This is a genomic window from Arthrobacter sp. Hor0625 (assembly GCF_052567525.1).
The window spans coordinates 2,635,456-2,650,920 of the sequence record NZ_CP199586.1 but is presented as its reverse complement, the minus strand read 5'-3'; the positions used below and the strand labels follow the sequence as shown (position 1 = coordinate 2,650,920).

Genomic DNA, 15,465 nt, shown 5'->3' with positions numbered 1-15,465 from the left:
TTATATGGGTTGTCATGTACGTACCTCGGAGCCGCCGTCACACCGCCTGCCGGCTGGGGCACCGGGCGTCGGATAACTTACCCCAAGGAAGTGGACTGTTATGAAGAGACTCACCTTTGCAGCCGTCGGCATGGCCGCGGCCCTGCTGCTCACCGGCTGCGGCAGCGGGTCGCCGTCGGGATCCGCCTCGTCCGCTCCGGCCGCCGGCGGCGGCGACGGCATGCGCAACATCAGCGTGGGTGTGATCTCGATTGCCCCCTCCGCGGCCGTGAAGCTAGGCATCGATGAGGGGATCTTCACCAAGCACAATCTGAAGGTCGAGCTGCAGAGCGGCCAGGGCGGAGCGGCAATGCTGCCTGCGGTCTCCACCGGCACCATGAACTTCGCGGTCGGCAACCCGCTGTCGGTGCTGCTGGCCAAGAACAAGGGCCTGGACATGCGGATCGTTACGGGCTATTCCAACTCCCTCGCCTCCGGCAAGGACATCAACGGTGTGGTCGCCAAGGCGGACTCCGGAATCGCCACGGCCAAGGATCTGGCTGGCAAGAAGGTGGCGGTCAACACCATCAACGCCCAGGGCGACCTGACCATCAAGGAGGTCGTGGCCAAGCAGGGCGGCGATCCCAAGGCGGTCCAATTCCTCGAGCTGCCGTTCCAGGACATGGGCGCCCAGCTGGCGCAGGGCAACGTCGACGCGGTCTGGGTTCCCGAGCCCTTCCTCTCGAAGCTGCTGGCCGAGGGAAACAAGCTGGTCACCTACAACAACCAGGAGGCGCTGCCGGGCCTGCCGACCATGGTGACGTTTACCAGCGGCAACTACGCCCAGCAGAACCCCGAGGTGGTGTCCGACTTCAAGGCGGCCATGACGGAGACGCTCGCCATGGCGCAGAGCAACCCGGACAAGGTCCGGGCGCTGCTGCCGGAGTTCATGAAGATGCCCGAGGCGGTGGCCTCGAAGCTGCGGCTTGAGGAGTTCGACGGCAAGGTCAATGAGCCGGTCCTGGGCAAGCTGGGCGAGCTGATGGCCAAGTACGGCATCACGCCGTCGACGCCGGATGTCGCGGGCACCATCCTGAAATAACGGCTCCGGGGCTCACCCCGGAGGAAATCAGCAAGGGCTGACGGCGGGACATCCCGCCGCCGGCCCTTGCCGTTTACCGGGCTAGTCTCCGGCGGTGTCAGGCTCCACGTCAGGTTCCACGCCCGGCTCGGCGAACCAGAGCCGGGTTTCGCCGTATTTCTTCTCGGCGAACCGCTCCAGGCCCTCGGGCCAGGAGGGTTCCGGGGTGCGGGCGGAGCGTTCCACCACGACGACGGCGCCCTCGGCCAGATGCGGCAGCAGCTTGGCCAGCGCCGCGGCCAGCGCCGGCTCGTCCAGCGGATAGGGCGGGTCCAGGAACACCAGGTCCCAGCGGGTGGACTCCGCCGCGCGGTCCAGGAACGATTCGACCTTGGACCGGTGCACGGCGACCACCTTGCGCCGGGCCACGGTGTTGACCAGGTCGGCGTTGCGCTGGCAGACCTCGCTGGCCTTGCCGTCGAACTCCACCAGGTCCACGGTCCGTGCGCCGCGGCTGGCGCTTTCCACGCCGAGCGAACCGGACCCGGCGTAGAGGTCCAGCACCCGCGCGTCGGCGATGACCTCGAAGGCGTCCAGCCGGGAGAACAGGGCTTCCTTGACCCGGTCCGTGGTGGGCCGGGTCATGGAGCCGGGGACGCTGGCCAGGGGTGTGCCGCCGGCGGCGCCGGCGATGATCCGGCTCATGGGTTGCCCGCGCTTGATGGGTTAGCCGCGTTCAAGGAACGCCTCCTTTTCCGGGTTGAGGTAGTCGTCGATCGCCGCGGCGAGCTCGGGGTGGCGGGCCAGGTCCGGGTCGGCGCCGATGATCGCCTGGGCGTCGGTCCGGGCCCGGGCGATCACGTCCTCGTGTTCGAGCACCCGCAGCAGTTTCAGGGTGGAGCGTCCGCCGGACTGGGAGGCGCCCAGGATGTCGCCTTCGCGGCGCAGCTTCAGGTCCTCCTGCGACAAGGCAAATCCGTCCGTGGTGGCCGCCACCGCGTCCAGCCGGCGCCGGCTGGGATGTTCGGGTTCCAGGGTGGTGACGAGCAGGCAGGTCCCCGGCAGCCCGCCGCGTCCCACCCGGCCGCGGAGCTGGTGCAGCTGGGAGATGCCGAACCGGTCGGCGTCCAGGATCACCATGAGCGTGGCGTTGTGCACGTCGACGCCGACTTCGATCACCGTGGTGGAGACCAGCAGCTTGGTCCGGTTGGCGGTGAAGGCGGCCATGGTGTCGGATTTGAGCACCGGGTCCTGGCGGCCGTGCAAGGGCGCCAGCGGCACGCCGGCCAGTGCCGGTTCATCCTGCAGCAGCTCCACGACGCCGGTAACCGACGCGAGTTCCCGTGAGCCGTTTTCGGCCAGGTCCGCGTCGGTGGGTTCGGCTGCGCCGGGGCTGAAGTCGCCGTCGTCGTCCGCGCCGATCTTGGGGCAGACGACGTAGACCTGGTGGCCGGCGTCGATCTCCTCCCGGGCCCGGGTCCAGATCCGGGTGGCCCAGGCCGGGTGTTCGGCCAGTCCCACTACATGGGTGGTGATCGGGGCGCGGCCGGCAGGGAGTTCGTCCAGGACGGAGGTTTCCAGGTCGCCGAACACCGTCATCGCGACGGTTCGCGGGATGGGCGTGGCGGTCATGACCAGCAGGTGCGGCGGCTTGCTGGCCTTGGCGCGGAGGGCGTCGCGTTGTTCGACACCGAAGCGGTGCTGTTCATCCACCACGATCAGGCCGAGGTCGTAGAAGGAGACGTTCTCGCTGAGCAGGGCGTGGGTGCCGATCACGATCCCCGCCGTCCCCGATGCGGCGTCCAGCATGGCCTGCTTCCGCGCCGCGGTGGGCATGGACCCGGTCAGCAGCGTGACCTGCACGGAGTCCGCGCCGAGGCCGCCGAGCAGCCCGTCGCGGGAGAGCGCGCCAAGGGTTCGGCGGATCGAGTCGTAGTGCTGGGCTGCGAGGACTTCGGTGGGGGCCAGCAGCGCGGCCTGGCCGCCGGCGTCGACCACCTGCAGCATGGCACGCAGCGCCACGATGGTCTTGCCCGAGCCCACCTCGCCCTGCAGCAGCCGGTTCATCGGCGAGTCCAGGGCCAGTTCCTCGGCGAGGGTCTTGCCGACGGCGGACTGGCCGGCGGTCAGGGTGAACGGCAGCTGCCGGTCGAACGCGGCAAGCAGGCCGTCGGTCCGGGGGCGGCGGGCGGTGGCTTCCTCGGCGGCGAGCTGGGCCCGGCGCCGGGCCAGGGCCGACTGCAGCACCAGGGCTTCCTGGAACCGGAACCGGTCCCGGGCCCGCTGCCAGTCCGCCGGGGTCTGCGGGGCATGGATCAGCCGGTAGGCGTCCGCGACCGGCAGAAACTTTTCCCGGGCAGCGATCCCGGCCGGCAGCGGGTCCGCGAGCTGGTCCAGGTCGACCGTGTCCAGCAGTGTGGAGATCACCTTCTCGATGGACCAACTGGTGAGCTTCGCCGTCGCCGGGTAGACCGGGATGGGCATGGCGGCGAGTTCCTCGGGGTCCCTGCCCGGGGCGTCCGGGTCCTCGTCCAGGAGCAGGAAGTCCGGGTTGGTCAGGCTGAGCGCGCCGCCGTAGCGCGTGACCTTGCCGGAGAACATGGCGCGCCGGCCCGGCAGCAGCTCGGCCTTGGCCCGGAAGCCGTTGAAGAAGCTGATCTTGAGCGTCCCGGGAACGCCTTTGCCAGCGTCGTCCGTGACCACGACGTCGGTCAGCGTGCCGCGGCGGGCGCGCATGGACCGGGTGTTGCTGGAGAGCACCCGGGCGATCAGGGTTACGTCCTCGTCCGGCGGGAGCTCGCTGATGGGGGTCAGTTCCCCGCGGCTCAGGTAGCGGCGCGGGAAGTAGTTCAGCAGGGCGCCGACGGTGCTGATGCCGAGGTGCTTTTCAATCACGGCCGCCGAGCGCTTGCCGATCCGGCGCTCCAAGGGCAGGGCTAGCTCAGCGTTCATGTCCGTCCGGGTCCGTGCTGCGGCCGACGCCGGCGGGGTCCGGCTCCCGGGGATCGCGGGGCAGGGCGAGTTCGCTGACGCTGATGTCGGAGGGTTCACCGAGCGAGCGGATGAGCTCGACGGCGGGGGCCGGGTCCGGGACGTGGACGTGGACGCGCCAGCGGTAGGCGCCCTCAGCGTCGGGGTCGCCGCCGACCTGGCTCATGATCACCGACTCGCCCATTTCGTCGAGCCGCTGGCGCATGGTGGCGGCGTCCAGCGGCGAGAGCGTGATGGTGCACATGACCTCCACGCCCTCGTCCCGGGGCATACCCTCGTGGATGTGCGGGTCATGGACGTCGTAGCCGTGCAGCCCGTCCAGCAACTGGTCCTGCAGTTCCTCGCCGAGCACGGCGGAGCGCAGGCAGTCCAGGATCAGCAGCATCCCGACACCGCCGGCGTCCACCACGTGCGCGGTGTGGAGGGCTTCGAGCTGGTCCTCAGTGTGCACCACGGCGGCGAGGGCGGCCTCGACGGCGGCGTCCAGGGCCAGGCCCAGGGTGTGGTTGCTGTCGTCGCCGCCGTGTTCAGCGTCGACGGCGGCCGCGGCGCGGGCGGCAGCTTCCATGACCGAGAGCATGGTCCCGGGGACGGGATCGCTGAGGGCGGACCAGGCCCGGATCTGCGCGCGGTTCAGCGCGGCGGCCAGCAGCGGGGAGCTGAGCCTGGGGTGCCCGGCGAGCGGTTCGGCGGCGGCGCAGAGGAAGACGGCGAAGAGCGTGCCGGAGTTGCCCCGGGCCTGCTCGATGGCGGCCTGCCCGGCCCTGGCCAGGATGGCTCCGACGTCGTTCTGGGCCGGGTCCGGCGGCCCCACCACGTGCAGCGCGGTATCTGCGGTCACCTGCGGAAGGGCGGAGGTGTCCGTGGGGACGTCCTGGAGGGCGCGGGCGGCGGCGCGCACCGTGAGGTAGAGGTTGGTGCCGGTGTCGCCGTCGGCGACGGGAAAGATGTTGATGGCGTTCAGGCGGTCGCTGTGGTTTCCCAGCGTTGTTTCCGCCTTGCCCAACCACCGCTTCATCGCTTGCGCGTTGGCGGCAATTTTAGTCTGCAAAGTGATCCCATCCCACGGTGTGCGCGGGCTTGCCCGCGATCGTCACGCCCGTGCTGTCCTTTGGTGCAGGGTCCTTTACCGAGCCTATCGCAGTGAACCCGGCAGGCAGCTGAGCCCCTGCCGGGAAGGTGGCCAGCAGACCGTGGTCCTCTCCCCCGCCCAGCACCCAGGCCATGGGATCCGCTCCCAGCAGGGCGGCGGCGGGCCGGAGCGGGGCGGCCAGCGCCGTGAGGGCAACGGGATCCAGGTCCAGCACGGCGCCGCTGGCCGCGGCCATCCGGGTCCCGTCCCGCACCAGCCCGTCCGAGATGTCCATCAGCGCGGTGGCGCCGTGCCGGCGCGCCAGCGGGCCGGCGGCAAGCGGCGGCCGGGGCCGGCACTGGGTGTCCAGCAGCTCGCGCTGCGCAGTGGTGAGCGTCTCCACGGGGACGTCGGATTCCAGCAGGGCCAGGCCCGCGGCGGCGCGGCCGACGGTCCCGGCGAGCGCCAGGGTGTCCCCCGGCCGGGCACCGGAGCGCAGCACCGGGGCGTGGCCGTCCAGGCTGCCCAGGATGGCGACGCTGACGGCCAGTTCGCGGCCGCGGCCGAGGTCCCCGCCAGCGATGGCGCAGTCGGGGGCGCCGAGTTCGCGGATGCCGGCGCTGAGGCCGTCGGCGAAGTCCTCCACCCAGGCGACGGCGGTGTCCTCGGGCATGGTGAGGCTGACGACCATGGCGGTGGCGCGGGCGCCCATGGCGTTGATGTCGGAGAGGTTCTGCGCGGCAGCCTTCCAGCCGACGTCGTACCCGGTGGTCCGGTACCCGTTGTTCCATTCCAGCCGGAAGTCCTGGTCAGCCACCTGGGTGTCGATACTGATCACGGTGCGCCCGTCCGGGGCAGCGACGATCGCAGCATCGTCCCCCGGGCCCAGCAGCAGGGTGCCGGCAGCCTGGGTGGAGTCGCCGCCGTGCAGCCGCGGGAAGATCCGGGCAAGGAGCTCGCCCTCGGAGAGCCCGCCGACGGTCAGGGCTGCGGGGTGGGCGGGGGCGGTTCCGCCGTCCGGCGGGTTGCCGGTACGGGGCGGGCGGGTCAGCGGTTCAGGCACAGTCCTACGCTACCGCGCAGGGCCGACAGCAGTATTCGCCGCGGGCATGCCACACTTTTAGGCATGCCCCGTCCACTGCTTACACTGCCGCCTGTCCTGGCGCAGTGCCTGGCGTTCGGTGCCGGGGCCGCGGCGCTGTGGTTGATCCTCGCCGCGCAGCTGTTCGTCAACGTCACACCCCTGGCCGTGCACCACACGGACGCCGTCATCATGCTTGGCGGAGCCAGTGCCGAGCGGCTTCCGGTGGCGCGGCAACTCCAGCAGGAGCTGGGTGCACGGGTGCTGGTGCTCTCCCACACGGACACCCCGGGTAACAAACTCGCCGACGAGGTGTGCAACACGGCCCAGTTCCCCAACCCGGACCTGGTCTGCTTCCGCCCCGGCGAGTACGACACCCGCGGCGAGGCGCAGGCCGTCGGCAAGCTGGTCCGGACCAATGGCTGGAAGTCCATTACGGTGGTCACCTCCAGCTACCACGTCACCCGAGCGGGCCGTCTCATGGAGCAGTGCACGACGGCGGATGTCCAGACGGTGCCCTCGCACCCGGACTTCTCGCCGGCCCAGTGGTTGCGCCGTTTCGTGATCGAAACCGGCGGACTGATCGATGTGTCGCTGCGGCCGGAGTGCCCGGCGGGCGCGCAGTGATGTAAGAATTGAGCCTGGCCCGGGAAACGTCGTCGCTGGCTAGGACGACTCGATCAGCGAGGAGGACACGATGGAGCAATCCACGGAACAGACTCTCTCGCTGCTTGCCGCGCCCCGGCACCTTCGGAGGAGGCGCTTTCGTACCGACATTCCTGACACGCTGTTGGTGCCTGACGTGGAGCCAGCGCTGTCCGCCGAGCCAGCGGTCTCAGCGAAACGTGCCGCAGTAGCCGCACCGCCCGCCGAGGCCGCCTACCGGCGTAAGCGTCTGGTGGCTTTGCTACTGGTGCTCGCCGTGGCCGTGAGTGTTCCGCTCTTGGTAATCGCGCTAGCGCTCGCCGGCTGAAGAGGGCCAAAGCCAGGGCAGCCAGGCCGTCAGCGTGTTTGCGCATAGTAAGGGTTGACTGCGCCCCAGACGTTTGTGACTTTCACCACGTAATACTTTCCTGTACCCAGGGTCGTGGGCTCCACATTGGCGGCAACGCCCTGGAGTGCCGGGTTGAGGCCCTGCTGTTGGCCATACGCCGCGTTGTAGCTGGTTGCCCGAACAGTCTTTGACTGGATCGCCCCCGCCGCTGTGGTCCACCGCAGTTCGACAGTCGCCCCACTGAGATTGAAGCCGGTCACCAGCAGGGAACCGGACCCCGGATTGAAGCTGACGTCGGTGACGATGGGAGTGGTCTTTCCGTTCTGCAGTCCCTGCGCCAGAGGCGCCCAGGCGCCGGTGCAGGTGTAATAGGTATCCCACATGAAGGAAATGATCTTCCGGGGGGCGTTGGCCATCTGTTGGAGTTGCCGGTCGATGCGAGCCTTCGTCGTTTGACCGCGGAGGTTAATCCCACAAGGGTTTGTTCCGGCGGCCGGTGCCATTCCCTCCATGTTGGCCCAGAGCGTCGCCCCCGTCCCGGCGACGCCGGCGGCGGCAGCCAGGTAGTATTCGCGGTTGGGTGCCACGTATTTACTACTCCAGCTCCCGGCCCCCACTATGGCGCCGGCATACCTGTCAACTGGCGCACCGGCCTCGTTGCCATTGAAGGCGCCCCCTTTGCCCGTGCCCATGCCGTCTTGGACTGCAATGTTTAATGAAACCCCACTTGCGGTAAGTGCAATCTTTCGAGCGGCGGATTGTGCCTGCGCCGGAGTGGAACCGCCTTGGGGTGTCCTGCGGGAGTCGAGGTAGGGACTGACGACAGCGCCAAGGGTCGGCAGAACAGAGCGGATCGCTTGGTTCTGGATTCGGTATACGGCGAGGACGGAGTCGAATATTGCCGAGTCTTTGAGTGGCATCTCCGTGGAAAGGTAGAAACCGGCCAGCCCTGTCACGTTGTTTGCTGCCTCCTGGTACTGGAGGTAGCGCGTGGTGAAGAGCCGAAAAGTGTCCTGGTAGGACAGATCAGGAAGGTATGCCAGGTCGGTCCTGTTGGCGGGCGTTGGCATGCCCGCGTAAAACTTCATGCCGTGCGCCGTGGCTGCCCTGGCCATGGAGCCGCTAGCGCTAGCGCCGGGCGCGTTGCCTCCGCTGACCACCACAACGTCATAGCGGTTGTTGGTCGCGTCACAGCCGGCACCGACGGTGGGTAGTACCAGCACCGTAAAGAGCTTGTTGTTGTTGGTGATGCTCAGATCGCGAGGGCAGCGGACGGCAGGCGCACCCCACGGGCTGGCATCTGAGTACGTGAACACCCTGTTAAGCAGCACACCGGCCGCGGCCGACTGGGCGCAATTTACCCCAGTTATTCGGCAGTCGGCCGGTACGCCAGCGAGGCTGGACGGCGTCATGCGGGATCCGAATGTGATCACCGTGTCCCCGCCCACGGCCTTGATAGCCTGCAACTTCTGGTTGTTGACAGCGTCAACCGTGCTAGCGGCGACGAAGAATCCGCTGACGGGAAAAACCGGAAGGTCCGCCGCTGCAGCCGGCGGACCGATTGAACACAGCCCCAGCACCGTTAGCGTCAGAGTTAGCAGACGGAAATCCTGCAGGGCCCCGTGCGAGAAATGGCCTATGGTCTCTGGTACAGCTGCCATGCCCGATCCTTAGCTCACTTGGCTGAGACCTGGCTTACCCCCAAAGATGGCGCCCGCGCCGGCGAAGCGCAAGTACTAAACCTCCCATCTTTCCTGAACATTGGCGTCCCACTGCGGTGCACCCAGCCTCCACGCTGCAAGCCGCGGGTCAGGTCGATTCAGCACAACACACTTTGGTCCCGTAGCATTACCGGCGAACATCCATTTACTTTTCTTGGGGGAACACCTGTGCCTACCGTCATGCCGATCTTTGGGACAAGGCCAGAGGCCATTAAGATGGCCCCGATTGTAGCCGCGCTGCAGGAATCGGACCTGTTTGATTGCGTGGTCACTGTAACCGGGCAGCACCGGGAAATGCTGGACCAGGTCAACGATCTCTTCGGCATCGTGCCCGATCATGATCTAAACATCCTTCAACAGCGCCAGTCACTCTCGGCCATTATGACGCGAACCATCGACGGCCTGGACAAGCTTTTTACGGATAACAAGCCCGACGCAGTCATCGTTCAAGGTGACACCACGACGTCAACGGCCGGAGCAATTGCGGCGTTCTACCACGGCATTCCGGTAGTTCACGTTGAGGCAGGACTTCGCAGCGGCGATCTCTTCTCCCCGTTCCCCGAAGAAGCCAACCGCAAACTGACCAGCCAGCTTGCCAGCCTGCATCTGGCCCCCACCAGTGTCAGCAAGGCAAACCTATTGGCTGAGGGGGTAAACCCCAAGGACGTTGTCGTCACGGGTAACACTGTGATCGATGCCCTCCTCACAACAGTCGGAAAGCAAATCCCCTTCACCGATCCACGGCTCGAGGGCCTCGCCGAAGCCGGTCAACAGATCCTTTTGGTTACGACCCACAGGCGCGAGAATCAAGGCGGTGCTATGCGCGGTATGGGCAGGGCGCTGGCCCGAATTGCGGACTCCGAGCCGAACCTCGTCATCGTGCTGCCCGTTCACAAGAATCCCGCGGTGCGTGAGGCGGTGTTGCCCGCGTTGGAAGGCAAGACCAACGTTATCGTCACGGAGCCCCTGCCCTACGGCGAGTTCACCCGCATGCTTTCGCTGGCCCACGTCGTCCTTACCGATTCCGGCGGCGTCCAAGAAGAGGCCCCGAGCTTGGGCAAACCCGTCCTCGTTATGCGTGAGAACACCGAGCGGCCGGAAGCAGTCCACGCCGGGACCGTCGCTCTCATCGGCACTGATGAGGATCGCATCGTCAAGGAAGTAGATCGATTGCTTCATGATCGCGCTTTTTACGACTCCATGGCTCAGGCTGTCAACCCGTATGGTGACGGCTTGGCTGCTACTCGTACGGTAGCGGCATTGGCATCCATACTCGGGCTGGGCGAACGAATCGAGGAGTTTGCCGCACCCCATTCGGCGTAGTCACATCCATTCGAAGCCCGCTTCCCGGGGTTAGGGAAAGAAGCAGGCCTCCTACCCGAGGACCCAAAGCCCGGCCCGCGTCCACACGCCAGGCTATTGATATCCAAACACCCATTAGCGTTCGCACAAATGAATTTATTTCCCTGGCTCGGCCTAACTATGGACCTATGGTTTCGGCTCGGGCCTTGAGTCCTAGAATTCTTTCTCCGATGTTCAGTCCGGCAACGCTGGGACCTTTGGCTACGACCGTACAGAGTTCGACTTCCGGGATATTCAAGGGCGGGGGTCGGCGCCGGGGCAACTGAACACCCATCCCGAAGTATGTACCTCGACCCCTTTTGGTAGGTGGAGGTACAAATTTGGACGCCCTACTGGGAGCGGATTCTCCTACTTCCTTGGAAGGCCTCCAGGTCAACAGGGAGCCCGGGTTGAGTGGAATGTGGAGAAGCCGAGCGACTCCTGCCCGCTTAGGATAGCCACGCTGCAGGCATTCGCGCCAAGACGCTCGTAGCCTCTCGCTGCTAGAAAACGAACCGTGGCTAGCCAATGCCATCCGACGCCAAAAACTAACCGGTCTTTCGAGGAAATATTCGAGGGACTATGGGAATCACGGGCTCCTCTGGTTAATATCCAGTCAAGCCAAGCGCCGGCTAGTGCCAAGCCAGTGATCGTTGTGATCTGTTTGCGTCGGCTGCCGGTTCGGTAGCTTGAGAACATGCAGGCGAAGGTTCGGTTTCAAACGGCGGACTTTCAAGGCCACTGGGAAGCGCTCGGATAGAAAGAGACGCCCCCGGGCGTCAGCCGCCGCCACACGGAAACAGGCGACTGACGCACGAACTAGGCACGCACTAGTTAGCAATGAGTTGGAGCCACTGCGCCCCTGCCTGCCGCATATCGAAGTGTTGAACATGAGCGCGCGCTGCTGCTGACTCGGCGGTATACAGTTCAGTGGATTCGTTTAGTTCTGAGACAAACCGGAAAGCTTCCGAAGTAGATGAATGTGTCCACCTGCTGCTGAAGATTTCATTCACCCCGGGTCGTTCCCAAAACACAGGCACCGCTCCCGAAGCCATCCCCTCTGCAGGCGCCAAGTGGAAGCTCTCATCTGAACTCGGCGAAAGTACGTAGCCGATTTTCCGAAGCCAACTCGCCATGTCCGGTCCAAACGGCTCAAAAACAACTGCTTCGCGAAGTGCCTCGGATCTCCCAATGCGCGCAAAGATTTCTAAGTAGGCTTCCCGCTGGAGAGGCTTCTTCCACTCATACGGATACTCCCAGGGCATCCTGCCCCGCACATGCAGGGTGTATCGGTTGTCGTGAGCAAGCAACCGTTCAAGCAGGTCGATCGACCGGTCCAAGCGCTTTCGCATCGGGACGATCCCAACTATACCGAGGCGGAAACGGTGCCCAGGCTCCTTCTGACGAGCTAGGTCAGCTACGTCTACTGCATTCGGGATGACAACAACGTTCACATCGTTCCATTGGGTCCGCTTAAGAGTTCGCTCCACGTAGAGCTGAGAAACGCAGACGAGAACATCAATATTATCTTTCGCCACGCTTGCCAACCAAGGCCCGTTAAGCTCAAACATGTGCAACCGCACGATCAGCTTTTGGCGGGGACGCTTATTGTTTGAATACCAGACAGCGTTGGGGCCACACCATTCGCAGATTATTACATCGGCCCAGTCCCTCAATCGCTCGGAGGCACTTTCATCATGAGTGTGAAGCGTTTCCCAATGGTCGAAGGCTAACTCCACATCTTCTCTCATGTTCAAGACGGCCACCAATTCACCGGCGAACTTGAGATCGTGCCCCGCTATCAGTACTCGTGTTTTATGGCGACTGCGCGGGCTGAGATCATAATCAGCCTCCGAGCGCTCGAAATAGGCTCTCAACCTATCTGCCGATGCAGAAATTGAATATTGTCTAACGCGGTCTCGGACCGCTACTCCCAGGTCGGTTAGGTCTCGCCGCGAGCTTCGGAGTAGGTTGACGACTGCGTCCGTAGAATCCTCATCTACGTAGAGGGGGTAGTCAGGCCCAAAGAGCTCAACGTACTGCGCGTTTCTGTTAACGACGGGCGGTACACCAAGGGCCGCGTATTCCAAGACTTTCGTAGATAGCTCAAGGCTTCCATCCATCGAAGCATCGCGCCAACTCAGCCCAATATCGTGACGTCTCACCTCTTCGACTGCGCCATCACGGGACAACCCGCCTAGCCATTCAACCCCCGGAAAATCGATGGCCTTTCTCATCCGAGCTGCCCACTGCCCGTCCTGCGCGTCGTTTTGGAACTTGTCGCCGATCATCGTAAGAGATAGATTCAAGCCCTTCACAGCCGCCTCGGCCGGAAGTGAACACATTTCCAAAGTACGCCAATTCTTGGCGAACTTTCCGGAGTAGACGGCCCGCACTTCGCCGGCGGAGTGGGATTTGCCGTGCGCGAAGTCGAAATACTCATCCGGAATCATCGGTGTTAGCACCAATGTTTTGCCCGCTGCTTCCGGAATGGTCGCCTCGATGTACGAACGAGCTGATTCAGTTTGGACAAAGAACCGGTGGCAACGCCCTATGATTTTCCCCAGCTTTTCTCGGTTGTCAACTGACAAATGAGTACTCGGGTGTTGTATGTCGGTGATATACAGCCAAGACTTGTGAGCCAGCGCCTCAGAATTGGCAACGTGTGAGGACACTTCGGTGCCGCGCGCAATGACGACGTCGAAGGGGTGCTCACTGTCGAGCCGAGCCATCTCTTGGGCAGCCTGTCGGGCAGAAAAGCCCTTGATCTCATCAGACCCAGTAGGCGGAATGATCTCGATCCTTGGGTTGTCCATGATCCTGCCCAGCAAGCGAGGGTTAGTGACGGGCGCCTTTAGTAGAACGCTGACCTCTGAATCCGTTCGAGATAAGGCCTCCGCCATGGAAACCAGCCAAACAGCAGATCCGTCCAGTATGTTCATGTTAACGTCGCCATAAAGTAGAACCTTGCGAATCGAACCTCTAGGCGTATTCTGAGTCAAGGAGCACCTCGCTATTTTTGTGACCGGTACGTTCTTTGTCGACAATAAAGCCGCTAAGTTTTCCTAGCAGTCCAAACTCATAGTCTTCAGTCCACTCGGCATCGAAGCCGGTTTTGTCCACTACAACATCCGACGCTGCGGAGATGTCCTGGGTGTATACATTTGAAGCCGCTAGTCTCCGGACGAAGTAAACAGGGACACCCGCTTCTTTGCACCACGCGAGTGCAGCCAATAGCGTGTCCGCTAACGGCGTTCCGCTCGCCGCGTCGACCCCGTACCACACTCCACCCGCGAAAGCTGCGTCATCCAGGACGACCGTTGTTCCGTTGCCGGTTCTTAGCTGCGCCATTATGGTGCTGGGTGACAAGACTTCGACATGGTATTCAGACAGGAGAAGTTCCCTGAGATCGTGACCGACTACTGTAAAGATCGCGCGGCGCGTTGAGTCAGGGGCTGGCGGGCTGCCCAGAAACCGAAGGATCTCAGCTTGTCGGTCACCGTCTTGCGCCACTGCGGCAGCGAGTCGTCCAGCCACTTTCTTTGTGCCGACGCTTCGTGGACCAGTACCGCCAGCGGGCGGTACTGGGTTTGCACCAAATGCAGTTGGTGCTTTCACGGCCGGGCGTTCGGACACACGCGAATCGAACGGTTTCTGCTGTGCGTTCGCAGGCTCTGGGCCAGTCAAACCAATTAAGGACTGCTTTACTTCCCGGAGCCTTGCATGCAACCGTCGCGATTCGGTTTCTTGCACCCATCGAATGCGGATCAACAGATAGATGGCGCTGATAGCTAAACCGGTAAAGGCCATCACTGAAAAAATGCCCCACACAGCTCCAGAAGCGATGAAGTAAACGGCAGCAAAGGTTGCACCTGACAACCCCAGCACCACAACTGCTATGAAACCCCGGCTTCGTCCGGCTTGTTGCAGGAACTTCGTTAGGTATTTCACGATGCGCTGAAAACTCCCTTGGTATCGACGACAACCTTGCCCATCAACGCTTGCGGCGAAAGGGCTTTGACTGCGTCGTGATCCACAAGGACTACGACAACCGACGATTTGCTGACTGCGTCGTCTACGCTAACCAGGCTCACGTTTTTCATATCCTCGAGCGTGGGTGGCATCCGCTCAATGTGGGGTTCGGCTACATTTATCTGTACTGACGGAAGCACTTGTGCAATGGATCGGGCGATATCAACCGACGGTGATTCACGAAGGTCGTCAATGTTGGCCTTAAAGGCGAGACCCAAGATCGCGATTTCGCCTTCGCCGTCTAGCTCCGCGTGAGCATCTCGAACCTTCTGCAGGACCCAGCTCGGCTTGTCATCATTAACGTTTCGTGCGGCACGGATGAGCCGCGTCTCCTCAGGGGCGGCCGCCACAATGAACCAAGGATCAACCGCTATGCAGTGCCCTCCAACACCGGGACCTGGCTGCAGGATGTTCACCCTTGGGTGGTGATTGGCCAGCCTTATTAGTTCCCATACATTGATGCCGAGTTTTTCGCTCACAACTGATAGTTCATTCGCGAAGGCGATGTTGACGTCCCGGTAGGAGTTTTCGACTAACTTCGCCATTTCCGCCGTGACGTCATCAGTCAGCAGAATCTCGCCCTGACAAAAAACAGAATAAAGCTCCTTCGCCAGTTCAGCCGCTTGAGGCGTCAGACCGCCGACTATTCTGTCGTTAGTGACGAGTTCAATCATGACTTTCCCAGGCAAGACGCGCTCGGGGCAGTGCGCGAAGAGGACCGCCGGTTTGCCGCCGGCTCCGTCCAGGGAAAGATCCGGGCGCAGAGCAATGATGTAGTCTCCCAAGTGCCGGGTTGCCCCGGGCGGAGACGTCGATTCGAGGATGACGAGTTCACCGCCCTGCAGGACGGGGGCGATGCCGCGGGCTGCGGCTTCGATGTAGCCAAGGTCTGCGCTCTTATCCTCTAGAAACGGAGTAGGTACGGCGACGATGAAGACATCCGCGGATGGTGTCTCGGTGGTTGCCTTAAGACGACCTTGGCTGACGGCTCCCGCAACGTGGATGCCAAGGTCCGGCTCGACGAAGGGCACTCGGCCCTCGTTGACGGCGTCCACGGTGCGCCGACTTACGTCGACGCCGATGACGTCCAGACCGTTCGTAGCCAAAATGGCCGCTGTGGGCAGCCCAATGTATCCGAGGCCGATGACGGCTACCGTCCCAATGCGTGTCATT

General features: G+C 63.6%; 11 protein-coding genes. 3 read left to right on the top strand and 8 right to left on the bottom strand.

Features of this window, described 5'->3' with window-relative positions; genetic code table 11:
* Window positions 1-100: 100 nt before the first annotated feature.
* Window positions 101-1,081, top strand: a complete 981-nt coding sequence (locus ACTWLI_RS12175; RefSeq protein WP_445154091.1) for an ABC transporter substrate-binding protein — start codon at window positions 101-103, stop codon at window positions 1,079-1,081.
* An 81-nt stretch (window positions 1,082-1,162) separates the two neighbouring features.
* Here ACTWLI_RS12175 and rsmD read toward each other — a convergent pair whose 3' ends face one another.
* Genes rsmD through thiL form a run of 4 tightly spaced genes read right to left on the bottom strand, consistent with a single transcriptional unit; the run spans window position 1,163 to window position 6,108 of the window.
* Entirely contained in the window at window positions 1,163-1,783 is a 621-nt protein-coding gene (gene rsmD, locus ACTWLI_RS12170; RefSeq protein ID WP_445156177.1) for a 16S rRNA (guanine(966)-N(2))-methyltransferase RsmD, read from the bottom strand.
* Window positions 1,784-1,786: 3 nt separating this feature from the next.
* Complete coding sequence (locus ACTWLI_RS12165) at window positions 1,787-4,012, bottom strand: ATP-dependent DNA helicase RecG (protein WP_445154090.1); 2,226 nt, start codon at window positions 4,010-4,012, stop codon at window positions 1,787-1,789.
* Window positions 4,002-5,069 (bottom strand): DAK2 domain-containing protein, encoded by a 1,068-nt coding sequence (locus ACTWLI_RS12160; RefSeq protein ID WP_445154089.1) that lies wholly within the window; start codon window positions 5,067-5,069, stop codon window positions 4,002-4,004. Before ACTWLI_RS12160 ends, ACTWLI_RS12165 begins: the two co-directional genes overlap by 11 nt.
* Before the next feature lie 22 nt (window positions 5,070-5,091).
* Complete coding sequence (gene thiL / locus ACTWLI_RS12155; protein ID WP_445156176.1) at window positions 5,092-6,108, bottom strand: thiamine-phosphate kinase; 1,017 nt, start codon at window positions 6,106-6,108, stop codon at window positions 5,092-5,094.
* A gap of 141 nt (window positions 6,109-6,249) precedes the next feature.
* Between thiL and ACTWLI_RS12150 the strand changes: the two genes are divergently transcribed.
* Window positions 6,250-6,831 (top strand): YdcF family protein, encoded by a 582-nt coding sequence (locus ACTWLI_RS12150; protein WP_445154088.1) that lies wholly within the window; start codon window positions 6,250-6,252, stop codon window positions 6,829-6,831.
* A 375-nt stretch (window positions 6,832-7,206) separates the two neighbouring features.
* On the opposite strand, the gene ACTWLI_RS12145 is transcribed toward ACTWLI_RS12150, so the two are convergent.
* The gene (locus tag ACTWLI_RS12145; RefSeq protein ID WP_445154087.1) at window positions 7,207-8,859 is read right to left on the bottom strand and encodes a hypothetical protein; all 1,653 of its coding nucleotides are present in this window, start codon (window positions 8,857-8,859) and stop codon (window positions 7,207-7,209) included.
* Between the two features lie 228 nt (window positions 8,860-9,087).
* Between ACTWLI_RS12145 and wecB the strand changes: the two genes are divergently transcribed.
* Entirely contained in the window at window positions 9,088-10,242 is a 1,155-nt protein-coding gene (wecB, locus tag ACTWLI_RS12140) for a non-hydrolyzing UDP-N-acetylglucosamine 2-epimerase (RefSeq protein WP_445154086.1), read from the top strand.
* A gap of 848 nt (window positions 10,243-11,090) precedes the next feature.
* Here the strand turns inward: wecB and ACTWLI_RS12135 are convergent.
* From ACTWLI_RS12135 to wecC, 3 genes are read right to left on the bottom strand one after another with little or no spacing between them, the layout of a single operon-like run.
* Window positions 11,091-13,262, bottom strand: coding sequence for a glycosyltransferase (locus ACTWLI_RS12135; protein ID WP_445154085.1), 2,172 nt, complete (start codon window positions 13,260-13,262; stop codon window positions 11,091-11,093).
* Window positions 13,243-14,211 (bottom strand): hypothetical protein, encoded by a 969-nt coding sequence (locus tag ACTWLI_RS12130; RefSeq protein WP_445154084.1) that lies wholly within the window; start codon window positions 14,209-14,211, stop codon window positions 13,243-13,245. Before ACTWLI_RS12130 ends, ACTWLI_RS12135 begins: the two co-directional genes overlap by 20 nt.
* Window positions 14,208-15,464 (bottom strand): UDP-N-acetyl-D-mannosamine dehydrogenase, encoded by a 1,257-nt coding sequence (wecC, locus tag ACTWLI_RS12125; RefSeq protein WP_445154083.1) that lies wholly within the window; start codon window positions 15,462-15,464, stop codon window positions 14,208-14,210. Before wecC ends, ACTWLI_RS12130 begins: the two co-directional genes overlap by 4 nt.
* Between the last annotated feature and the right edge of the window lies 1 nt (window position 15,465).